This is a genomic window from Desulfovibrio litoralis DSM 11393 (assembly GCF_900143255.1).
Taxonomy (GTDB): domain Bacteria; phylum Desulfobacterota; class Desulfovibrionia; order Desulfovibrionales; family Desulfovibrionaceae; genus Frigididesulfovibrio_A; species Frigididesulfovibrio_A litoralis.
Window position 1 is genome coordinate 35,987 of sequence record NZ_FRDI01000007.1, and the last position, 12,419, is coordinate 48,405.

The window sequence follows — 12,419 nt, forward strand, 5'->3', positions numbered from 1 at the left end:
ATAGCATAAAACGTTTTGAGTCAAAAAAACACTTATTTTACAGGGAAATTAAATTTTCCCTTTGTTTCAAACAAGCCCCCGAATCCCCCAAATTTTCTCAAGTTTCTCAAGCGTCTCAAGGGCCACCGGCAGGCGTGTCTTTATTCGTATATTCGTGTTTTAGAGCGTCTTTCTAAAGAAAGCCACTTAGAGACTATTATGCAACAATCTCTACTCGGTGAACATTTATGCCGTTATTCTTAAGGTAAGACTAAAGAATCCGTTCAAAATAGCTAGCCTATAAATAATATATCCGTAAATATCAAACAAGACAACAGAAAGGTATCTTAAAAACCATCAAATTTCAAATAACATTTCAAGGTCATCACGAGTAAGAGACTTCCATGTTTCTTGTCCGGGGATAATTGCATCGGCAACACCACGTTTCATATCTTGTAATTTCAATATTTTTTCTTCAACAGTATGTTGACAAATAAGTTTATAGGCAAAAACCTGTTTGGTTTGTCCAAGCCTGTGTGCACGGTCTGTTGCCTGATTTTCAACAGCAGGGTTCCACCAAGGGTCATAGTGAATAACATAATCGGCACTAGTTAAATTTAAACCTGTTCCCCCTGCCTTTAAGGAAATTAAAAAGATAGGAATTTCAGGCGTGTTATTAAACTTATCGACCTGTTCAAAACGATCTTTGGAAGACCCGTCAAGATAACAAAAAGGAATCTCGCTAATCTGTAACCAAGAGCGAATAATATGGAGCATCTGAACAAATTGAGAAAAGACCAAGACTTTATGCCCTTCGTCAACAATATCAACAATCATATCTTTAAATGCTTCAAACTTGCCTGAGGGAAGGTTTGTTGAAACACCCGGAATATCAAGCTTTAACAAGCGGGGGTGGCAGCAAATCTGGCGTAAACGCAATAAAGCATCGAGGATAGACATCTGACTCTTGGCGAGTCCTTTTTCTTCTACGGTGTTTAAAACTTGTTCTTTCAGCTTTCTGGCTAAAATAGCGTATAGTTCTGCCTGTTCTTCTTCTAAGGCACAGTAATAAGTATTTTCTATCTTCGGCGGAAGGTCTTTCGCCACTTCATTTTTAGTACGCCTTAAAATAAATGGGCGAACACGAGTCCGTAAAAAGTCTAACGCCTGATCGTCTCCGTCTTTAATCGGTTTGACTATGCCGCGTTGAAATGCGTGTTGTGCTCCTAAAAATCCCGGCATGAGAAATTCAAAGAGGCTCCAAAGTTCAAAAAGATTGTTTTCAATCGGAGTACCCGACAAACAAAGACGATGGCGAGCGTTTATTTCTCTGACTGATTTTGCGGTAATCGTATTCGGATTTTTGATATTTTGAGCTTCATCTAAAATAATAGAATTAAATTCAAAGTTTTGCAGTTCTTCCAAATCTCTTCTTAATAACGCATAAGTCGTCATAACCAAATCATATTCGGCGATACTGTGAATTAAGCTTCCTCGCTTGGCACCATAAATAATCAAACGTTTTAACTCAGGCACAAACTTTTCCGCTTCTCTTTCCCAGTTAGGCAAAACAGAAGTAGGAACGACAATCAGGTTTGGACCTTTATGTCCCGTTTCAACCATGCGTTGAATAAAAGACAAAGTTTGAACTGTTTTCCCAAGCCCCATTTCGTCGGCTAAAATACCACCGAAACCATATTCATGTAAAAAGTTTAAATAAGAAACACCCTGAAGTTGATACGCTCTTAAGTCGGCATTTAAACCAACCGGTGGCTCTACCTGTTCAATTTCATTGAAAGAACGTAGTTTATCTCTTAGGTTAACCCAATATTCATCGGTTTTGACATTAGGAAAATCATCTAACAAACTGTCTAAAACCGGTGCTTCAAAGTGATCAAATTTATTCTTTGGCGGTTTCGCAGGGTCAAGCCCCAAAGCCTCAAGCTTATGACCTAAACGCTCTAACCAACTTTCGGGTAAACTGGCATAAGAGCCGTCTTTAAGCTGAACATAGCGTTTCCCTTCGCTCCATGCCTTCCAGATTTTTTCAAGCTCAACATTCTGACCTTCATATTCAATAGAAATATCAAGATTAAACCACTTATCTTTTTCTTCGGCTTTAAGTTCGGCGGAAATTACGGGAGCAGAAAAACGCACTCTATAACGGCTAAGATTTTTTTCACCATAAACACGATACTGTTCCACCAAACCGGGATAAGCCTCAAGTAAGAAACTAACCGCTTCCTCCGGTTCCAAAAACCAAAGCTTTTGACTACGTTGTTGAAAATTCATCTCAGTCAAAAGGTCTATTAAGGTTTGTTCTTCTTCTTGATGGCGACGAATTAAATAAGTTGCACCTTCAAAGGCATAACTTCCGGTCTGAAAATCAGGGTTAGGACCGGGCATAAAAAATTCACCATGAATCGTTTCATAAACATTTTGAATCTCAAGAGTCAGAAGGCTTCCCTCTTCGTCTAAAAACAACTTTGGAGTATAAACAGCCGGAACGAAAATCGGCATTATTTTTGTTAAAAACTCGTCTTGTTTATAAACATCAGTCGCAGGCATACGAGACCAAACTCGATCTAAAAACTCAGAAATATTTTCATGCGAAACAATGGGTTTTGTTGTTAAAAGTTCACGCACGAACGCAGTAGGAAGCGAGGTTTCAAGCTGATAAAAAGTTTTTTGAGAACAAAGCCACATAGGGCAATGTCCGATAAAGACAGAGTTTATATCTTTAACTTCAATAGGCTTTTTATCTTGACGACAAAGAAAAAAGATAAATTCAAGGTGTTGAGATTCCGAGTTAAATTGTGGACTAATTTTAAGCTGAACGGGGCGAGAAGAAATACGACAAGTTTTTTCGCTATCTTCCCAAAATAAGAAATATTCTTTTTGAATCGCCCCTAAAAACCAGTTAATCAACCCCGCCGGAACTTCAACCTTATGACCGTAATAATCGGAATATTGACCAATTTGCTTTGCCACTATCGGCAACTCAGGCGAACGTTCACACCAATCAGGGTTATTAATAAGTTGTTCAAGCGTAACTTCGGAATGAACATTAGACAGGCCTGATTTATTTTGCCTTCCTCTAAAAAAGGCAACTTGTAAACGCCCCATTTCCGCATATAAACGAAAAATTAAATAATATTGCCCGGCTTCCGGCTCGTGTTCCGGAACAAAAAAAGCTCTAAAACTTTGTCGCCAGTCCCCTTGGGTTGTTGGCAGGGTTTTTTCTGTTTCGTTAACCGTATTAAGCGAATCAAACATTTTTTTGGCAATAACGGTAACGTGGTCGCAAATCCCCGAAAAAGAATTATCACAGTTACAAGAATAACTAAGATTATTTTCATTTAAAAACAAAGAAATTTGAGGGCTATAGACTTGCAAGCCGTCTTCATGCACGCTTCCGTCTATTTCCCAGTGGGAGTCATCTTTTTTAAGACTTATTTTTTGTAAACCACCTGAATTAATTATTGATGTCGCACGTTCGAGCACGTAATCAATAACATCGTTTTCAAGAAAGTTTTTGAGCAATTCTTTTGCAAGCAATTCATTCGTCATTTGAATACCAAGAGTTGAGGTCAAATTATATATTGATATTATTTATAGATTTATTAAATAAAAAAGGAAAAAGGTATCGACTTTTCAAAATGTGTGTATCATAATAGCTAAATTAAAACGCAATTAAAGTCAAAAAGCATATCAGGACAATACTAATCTTTATAGTATAATCACATAACAATAAATTATCAAGGGCAAGAGGAAGAAAATGATAAAACAAGAAAGCATATATAACATCTATAAAAAACATGATATATCATTCTCACAGAAAAATAATATAGATAATATAAAAGTAAAAGTACGTTCCTCTTTCTTTTATTTAAGAAAACATATTAAATATATATATACACACATAAAAAATATAGAGCTAAACATAAAACTCTTTGCTGTATTATGCTTATTTTTTTCTTTATTTTTTTATCATGCAACACTCAAAGCTCAATCTCAGCCTGAGTTTGGAGATCAAATTATCTTGAGCATTGCCGGAGAGCCTTCAAACCTCTTGCCTTTTATTGCTCAAGATGCCCCCTCGCACGAAGTTGCCTCTTTATTGTTTATCTCTTTATTAAAATATGACAAAGACCTTAAAATAGTTCCTTCCGCCGCTGAGAGCTTTGAAGTGCTTGAAGACGGAAAGCTGTTGCGCTTTAAAATAAAAGAAGGGATAAAGTGGGAAGACGGAGTTGAGTTTACGGCTGATGATGTTGAATTTACTTATAATATCATGGTTGACCCACAAACTGCAACTGCGTATGCCGAAGATTTTTTAGTGATTAAAGACTTTAAAAAAACCGGAAAATATACTTTTGAAGTACGCTACGATCAAGTTTTTGCACGCTCTTTGATTACTTGGATGAGCAGTATGATGCCAAAACATTTACTTGAAACCAAAGAACACGCACTAAAAGTATCTGAATTAGACGAAAAACAAGCGGCCGCCAGAGCTCAAATTCTCGCTAATAAATACGCAAGCTTTGGGCGAAAACCCAAAGGAAACGGCGCTTATGCCTTAACAAAGTGGGAGGCCGGCTCAAACCTAACTCTAAAAAGCAACCCTTTATTTTTTGAGGGAAGAACCTATCTTGATGGTGTAACTTATAGAGTTATTCCTGATCCTTCTACCATGTTTTTGGAATTAAAAGCAAAAAAAATAGATATGATGAACCTAACCCCATTACAGAAACTTCACCAAACCAATACAAAAGAATGGGAAAAAAACTATAAGAAGTTTGAATATCTTTCTTTCGGTTATACTTTTATGGGGTATAATTTAAACAATCCTTTATTTAACGATAAAAAAGTACGTCAAGCAATCACCACGGCAATTGATAAAAATCACTTGCTCGCCGGCGTATTGTTGGCTCAGGGGCTTCCTACAATAGGGCCATATAAGCCGGGAACTTGGGTCTATAATGATCAGATTAAAGATTATTCTTATGACCCAGATTTGGCATTAAAACTTTTGGGCGAGGCCGGTTGGAAAGATAGCAACAAAGACGGAATCTTGGATAAAGACGGAAAAAATTTTAGTTTTACCCTTTTACTTAGCCAAGGGAACGAACAACGCACCAAAGCCGCTATTATTATTCAACATCAACTCAAAAAAGTAGGTATTGAGGTAAAAATTCGTACGGTTGAATGGGCTGCTTTTATCAAAGAATTTGTCAACAAAGGTAATTTTGACGCAGTCATTTTGGGTTGGAACATACTTCAAGACCCTGATCTTTTTGATGTTTGGCACTCATCAAGAGCAAAACCCGGCGGTTTGAATTTTATTAATTATAAAAACCCTGAGGTTGACAAATTACTCGAAGAAGGGCGTAGCACCTTGGATCAAGAAAAACGTAAAGTAATTTATGATCGTTTTCAAGAAATATTACACGAAGATCAGCCTTATTGCTTCCTTTTCGTACCGTATAGCCTACCAATTATTGATGCGCGTTTTCAAGACATTAAACCCTCACCAGCAGGCCTCACCCATAACTTTGAACGTTGGTGGGTACCTAAGAATTTACAACGCTATACCATACAGCCGTAGCTTATTGCTCTTGTTGGATAAGACTAATATTTTTTTACTTATTACGGTCGCACTTTAAGATTATTCCACAATAGTCTTAAAGAGGCTTCCTTTGTGAATACACTCAAAAACACGAATAACCACTTAGCCTGGCTTTGTCTGCCGTGAGCTGTGAGAAACTTGCGGGGCTTCGTGGTATCCCGAAACAAAGGAAATTTTAAATTTTCCTGTAAAATAAGTTTGTTTTTTGTAACTTAAGACATTTATTATACACATAAAATGATGAAAAAGTACGCAAAACGGAGTTTTACAATGGTCTTAACTTGGTCGCACAAATAAAAAAGTGCCGACAAAATGCCGACACTTTTCAAAGGTTATTTAGCTTTATCAGTTAGGTATTAATGAGGAATAACGCTATAGCCGATTGCAATCAGCGTGAAACAGACTATCCCAACTACAGTACCGTAAAGCAAGAATGGCCAGAAGGTCTTTTTAAGAATATCCCCTTCACGTCCACCAAGACCAACAACCGCACAAACCGCAACAATGTTGTGGATACAAATCATGTTACCCATAGCACCACCGGCAGCTTGAGCCGCAAGAATGATTTCTTTTGGTAAATTTAGTTTTACAGCCATATCCCATTGGAATTGACCAAAGAGCATATCTGATACGGTATTTGAACCGGTAATAAAAGCACCGAGACCACCGATAAAAGATGCAAATAAAGGCCATACGCCACCAAGATATAAAGCGATAAAATCAGCCAACGCCAAAGGCATCGAAGGAAGAGCTGTTTGCCCTGCTTCCAAAGGAGTCGGGTTAAAGCCTGAACCTTGGAAGATTTTTACTAAGGCAACGGCAGCCATTAAAGCAATAGTTGGGTTTTTCATCTTTTTGATGGTATCTATCCAAGCGGCTTTTGCCTTGTCGCCAGACATTTGGTGTAAAAAGATGGTTAAAACAGCAACCAACATAAAGGGAATTGTTCCCGGAAGGTATAATAAAGTCAATTTTTCTTTAACTGTTGCAAAGCCTAAAATATTCGTAACTTCAATAACACCGTTTGTATTTAACCAAGCTTTTAAACCAAGGTCTTTAATACGAGTCATAACAAGGAGAGCACCAATAAGAACATAAGGTAACCATGCCATAGTTTGGCTCATGTGAGCTTTAAAAGTGGTGTTACCGGTAAAAGCGATTTCGCCAGTCCAGTCTTTTTCCCACTTGCTAGAATCACCAAAAGTCCAAGTTCCGTCAGTAGGCATACAGATATTATTTTTAGCACCCCAAACAATAATACCAAGACCAATTAATCCACCAATAAGAGATGGAAACTCAGGCCCAACAAGCCAAGCAAAAGCAAAATATGGAATAGCAAAGGCAAAACCGGCGAAAACACAGAATTTCCAAGCGGCAAAACCTTCGGACCAAGAGCGTTTAGGACCATAAAAACGAGTAATAAAGCCAAGCATGAAAATAGGCAAGATAAAGATCATCGGACCATGCATAAAGGTTGCTACTTCGCCAATGGCTTTAAAGAAAGCGTCGTTGCTTGTCCAACCGACATCCGCAAGCAACTTACTTACTAGGGAATCCTTCATAAGAGGTGTGCCAAGCGAGTTTCCAAAACCAACGATAATCGGAGTTCCGACCGCACCGAAAGTAACAGGGAATGAGTTAAAAACTAAGCATAAAACAGCAGCAGCCAACGGAGGGAAACCAAGAGATAATAAGAGAGGAGCAGCAAGAGCAGCAGGAGTTCCGAAACCGGCGGCACCTTCAATAAAGGCTGCAAACATATAACCAATAATGATAGCCTGAACTCGCATATCTTTACTTACGTTTTGCATTCCGTATTGAATAGTTTCCATACCGCCTGAATATTGTAAGGTATGAAGAATTAACAAAGCACCAAAAACAATAATTAAAACACCAATTGCCGAAATAACGCCTTGAATTGATAAAGCGGCAATATAGTCTATAGGTAAACCCCAAACTAAAAATGCTCCGCCAACAGCGGTAAGCCATGCGAGAGGCATCGCTTTGGCAGCACCCATTCTTAAACCAACCATTAGTATTAACGCTACAATTATAGGTAGCATTGCTGTTAAAGCTAAAGTCATAAATCAACCTCCGATAATATATATTAAAACCCTACTTAGTATATATTTAGAAAAAAATAAAGCACAAATGCGGTGTGCTTTGTGCTTATTTTATACTTTATCGTTTTAATTGAGCTTATTATTTGGAGACTATTAAACAACAGTCTCCATATGGCTTTCGCCAGAAAGGCACTTCAAAAATCACGAATAAGGGAAATTTAATTTTCCTGTAAAATTAGTGGTTTTTGTGTTTTAATTCGTTTTACGCTATGTCTACACAGAGCATAAAACGATGATAAAAGCACGCAAAACGGAGTTTTGCAATGGTCTTATTTAGTAGAGTTTGTTTCTTTTTTTGTACTGTTTGTTGACTGAGCGTCTTGATCTTTTTCAGCCTCTTTTTCTGATTTAAGCTCTGTGAAAGTGAGGTTGTGCTTATTCATTTCGGCAATAACCTTATCGGTTATATCACGTTCGGCTTCAAAAGACAAAGCTTGAGCTTTAGCGATAACTATCTGTAAATTTTCGCTTTTACGAACAGAATCAAGAGTAGCTTGATAGGTTTTTTCTATACTTGCCATTACTTGTTCTTCTTCTGCTTTAAACTTTTCTTCAAGTTTAGCGGCGGCTGTTTGGAATTTTTCTACGGTAGCCGGATCTTTTTCCTTGCCTTTAACTTCTTCTTGTAATTTTATAAATTCTTTTTGCAATTTGTCGGCGATGGTTTCAAGGTGTTTAACTGCGGCTTTTCCGGCTTCACTACTAGTAAATACGCGGTCAGTATCTACAAGCCCGACAGCAATTTTTTGTTCTAGGCTAGTTGTTGCGGTAGCATTGGTTTGAGCTTTTTGAGCTGAACCTGATTTATCGTCGCTACAACCTGTTAATAGAGTTAAAACGGCGACCGTTAAAAGAGTTTTTAAAACGATTTTTGTTAGCTTTGTCATGAAGATTTCTCCGATGTATAGTGAGTTTAATATAGATAATAGGTTAGCTATTATTGTATTTGTTCTTTTCCGTTTAAAATTTTATCAACATATAAACGTGATTCGAGCCTGTTTAGTTTTGTGGTTAGATGTTGATAAACTTCCTCTGGTGTAAGACCGTTTATTATTTTTATTGCTTCTTCCCGCTCTGGGTTAAAGCTACGCCAAATTGCGTTTGGTCCTCCGTTATAGGCGGCGATTACGCACAGTTCCCTACTTTTTTTATTTTCAATGTCATGAAAATGGCGAGAGAACAAAAGGTGTACATACGCCACACCGTACTCTATATTTTTTATTGGGTCAAACAGAATCTCCGTTCCCGGAACTTCTTTTTTTCCCGTTAAAAAGCGATGAGCCTCGGCCCCGGCGGCATGAGGAATAAGTTGCATCAAACCTTGAGCGTTTGAACGACTTACGGCAAAGGGGCGATAGTTGCTTTCTGTTCGCATTATGGAATAAATTAAACCTGATGATAATCCATATTTTTTAACGCTGTTTTCTACTGTGGTTTTATAAGAACCGGACAAAATAAATTCAGGTTGATAAGAATAGCGATAGCCTATTGTTTTTCTTTGAGCGTTTGTCTTTTTACATTGATTTAGAAAGTATATTCCAAGGTTTGGATAGACTTTCTGTAAAAAATAAGGCTCACTTAACAAAAAAGTATCTTGCGGTGAATTTATCAATTGCTCTGTTTTCAATAGTTCTTTATTGGCGGAATTTGTTTCAAAACGATTAAGCGGAGTATATTCAGGCAAAATATTAATATCACTTGGAAGAAGCGTGGTGAGTGTGCTTTGAGTTCCGTATAAAACGACTTCGCCTTGTTTTATGGAAAGCCCGAGCGGTATAAGTTTGTTTAAATTTTTCGTTTGAGCTATGTTTTGGTTTAACTCAGACTGAAAGTTGATGATATTATCATTATTGATAACATAGCGTTTAGCCCAAGGGCGTGTTCCAAACTTTTCAAAGTCGGCAATATAATCAAAATCTTGATCTTGGTAAACGTTTATATAATTTAATTTGATTGGTGCTTCCGCTATCCATGTATCTTTTTCTTCAATAAATTGAAAAGATAAGCTTAAAGCCCAAACACTAAGCAAAAAAAGAAAAACCAAAACGGCAACACGCCAAAGATAAAAACTTATAATTATAAACAATAAACTCGCCAAGGAGTATATTGCATTTATATAGTTTTTTGTAGCGGTTATTATCTTGTTAGAAAACGAATCTTGAAGTTCTGATTCTGATAAACCAAAAAGGGATTTTTTATTGAGATAATTGAAATTCTGAGACATCTTGTGTAACCTTTTTTGTCTGTCAAAAAAATAACAGTGTTTTTTTCTTATAAACTCTTAATAAATAAGATGAAGTTTTTTTATTGAACGAGTTTTTCAAAAACTGGTTGAGCTGATGTCTTTCTTTGCAATTATTAATCCAACTTTTTAAAAAAGCAATATTTTCAATTATTCTTCCGGAATTGAATTTTTATTAAATATTTCATAACGGTTCCGTCCGTGTTGCTTTGAACTATAGAGGGCAATATCTACGTCGTGTAACATTTCGTTGAGGTTATCATATGCTCTTAAGTCAGGGATAACACCTATGCTGGTTTCAACCTTCAATTCGTGTTTAGTGAGTTTTAGAGGTTCTTTTAACCCGTGAAGGATACGCTCGGCAACGTAGATAGCCTCAGCGGGGCTAAAAATATTTTCCAAAAAGATAATAAACTCATCTCCGCCCAAGCGACAAACCGTATCAACCCCTCTGACTTGTTTAACCAAAAAATTAGCAACTTTCTTTAAAAGTTCGTCGCCGACTCCGTGTCCGTATTTGTCATTAACCAATTTAAAGTGATCAAGGTCAAGCATGAGTATTGCACACAGATAATCTTGGTTACGCTTCATACGCTCTATTCCAAAATGAACTCTTTCTTGTAACAAGGTTCTGTTTGCAAGTTGGGTTAAAGGGTCTTTTAAAGCCAAAAGTGATAAGTTAAATTCGTGTTTTTTTCGCCCTATTGTGCTGGCGATTTGGTTAGCAAGCATTTTCATCAAGCTAAAATCATATTCGTAAAAAGTATGATTTTTTTCATGCGTATAGAAAATTAAAGCTCCGATACATTGGTCTTCGTTAATAATAAGCGGTGTTCCCATTAAATAATACCAACGAACACGACATTTTGTTTCTTTTACTGTTCGTCCCGACGCTTTTGAGCTTAGCGGTTTCTTTTTTTCAAGAATTTCATTAATAAAATCTCTTAAAACACACTCGTTACAGGTGTGTAAACCATAGATCAAGTCTTTATCAAAACTTGAGGGAAATTCCACATTGCCATCTTCGTTTACAATGGCGATAGCAAAGCCCATTCCGCTTTCTGAAGGCAACGCCTCGTAAATAGAACGATAAAGCTCGGAAAAAGTTTTGGCATCATCAGCGGCAGCAGTAATATTATATAATAACGAAAGCATACGCTGGTTGTTTTTTAGTTCGTTAATATTGGTAATTGAGGCGACACAGCGTGTTGCAATTCCGTTTTTATTTTTTGAAATTACTTTGAGCTTATAACGAAGCCAGATTGTGGTATTATCTTGTTTTCTGGCTCTACACTCTAGTTGTAAAAAATCTTTTCTTCCTAAAATACAAGCCGCTCTCTGTTTTCTCAGGTTTGGAATATCATTTGGATGAATCATAGAACGCCAAAGGTTGTCTTTGTTTGTATAGTCTGTGGCTTCATAACCCAAAAGGTCTCTAAATTGAGCGGAATATTGTATTAGCCCGTTTTTTACGTTCCAATCAAAAAGTCCGTCAACCGTATATTCTAAAATTTGTGTGGCAAGACAGTTGGAAGAGCCGATAAATGTTTCCATTTTTTTCGGTTTTTCTTCTATTTCGCGTATAAGGCTGTAAGCTCCGACATGCGTTAAACCTTTCTCGTAGGTAAAGTCAAGCAGGCTGTCTTCAACATAAGTCCACTTGCCGGCGTTGTTTTTTATGCGATATTTTAGGTCAGAAGTAAGCTGTTTATCGGCTCTTTGAAAGATATAAAAGACAGCATTTAAAGCATCATCAGGGTGTATGCTGTGATAAAGGTCGTTAAGTGAGATATATGGAATTTGCGGAAAGTCAGGGTTTGTCTCTAAATGATGTATTGAGTCTACGTTTAAAGAAAGTTCATAGGCACAAAAAATGTTTTTTTCATCGTTAATAAGCGTAGTTATTTGTTGTTGATTTTGTGAACTTAAATATTCACAGGCAACAACAAGAGTTTTGTAACCTAATAAAAAAGTTAGCTTTACGTTTAGTTCTTTGTTTATTTTAATTGTAAAAGAAGGCGTTTTGATTTTTATCAATTCAGAAAAATTTAATTTCTTACTGTTTAAATAATCTTTGTGTTGTTCAAAAAAGTCGTTAAATTTTTTTTCTATTTTATCAGGTAAAAAGTTTGCCCAAGCTTTGGGGTTAATTTGATTATTTTTTATCAACTCATTATATTGAACCGAACGCTTTGCGATTAAGCTTAGAAAGTCAAGCCCTTTTAAGTTACAGTCAACGCAAAACAGATTGTGATCTAAAATAAATACAGCACAAGGCAACAAGTTAAGGTTTAGATATCTTGTTTCACGTTTTGAACTGCTGAATAGATTTGGTGTCGCTTCTATATTTAACTTTTTGTTCATAGCGGCTTTTCCTGTTTGCGGATAAAAATCTTATTTGAGATACTGCAATTCTTTTTTTACTATACTAAAATAAAGGGTGTGT

Annotated in this window: 6 protein-coding genes; 1 reads left to right on the forward strand and 5 read right to left on the reverse strand. The window is 36.7% G+C overall.

Translation table 11 applies throughout. The features are described from left to right. Window positions 1-336: 336 nt before the first annotated feature. Window positions 337-3,555 (reverse strand): DEAD/DEAH box helicase, encoded by a 3,219-nt coding sequence (locus tag BT999_RS08030; protein WP_425429661.1) that lies wholly within the window; start codon window positions 3,553-3,555, stop codon window positions 337-339. A 202-nt stretch (window positions 3,556-3,757) separates the two neighbouring features. Here BT999_RS08030 and BT999_RS08035 point away from each other — a divergent pair, with 202 nt between their 5' ends. Then, window positions 3,758-5,587 carry a peptide-binding protein gene (locus BT999_RS08035; protein WP_072697274.1) on the forward strand — a complete coding sequence of 610 codons (1,830 nt, stop codon included), beginning with the start codon at window positions 3,758-3,760 and terminating at the stop codon, window positions 5,585-5,587. 377 nt (window positions 5,588-5,964) lie between these two features. Here BT999_RS08035 and BT999_RS08040 read toward each other — a convergent pair whose 3' ends face one another. From BT999_RS08040 to BT999_RS08055, 4 genes are all read right to left on the reverse strand, one after another. Beyond that, window positions 5,965-7,692, reverse strand: coding sequence for an L-lactate permease (locus tag BT999_RS08040; RefSeq protein ID WP_072697275.1), 1,728 nt, complete (start codon window positions 7,690-7,692; stop codon window positions 5,965-5,967). A 308-nt stretch (window positions 7,693-8,000) separates the two neighbouring features. After that, window positions 8,001-8,618, reverse strand: a complete 618-nt coding sequence (locus BT999_RS08045) for an OmpH/Skp family outer membrane protein (protein ID WP_072697276.1) — start codon at window positions 8,616-8,618, stop codon at window positions 8,001-8,003. A gap of 50 nt (window positions 8,619-8,668) precedes the next feature. Next, entirely contained in the window at window positions 8,669-9,955 is a 1,287-nt protein-coding gene (locus BT999_RS08050) for a transglycosylase SLT domain-containing protein (RefSeq protein WP_072697277.1), read from the reverse strand. Between the two features lie 168 nt (window positions 9,956-10,123). Further along, on the reverse strand, window positions 10,124-12,337 hold the full coding sequence (locus tag BT999_RS08055; RefSeq protein WP_072697278.1) for a diguanylate cyclase domain-containing protein: 2,214 nt from the start codon (window positions 12,335-12,337) through the stop codon (window positions 10,124-10,126). Between the last annotated feature and the right edge of the window lie 82 nt (window positions 12,338-12,419).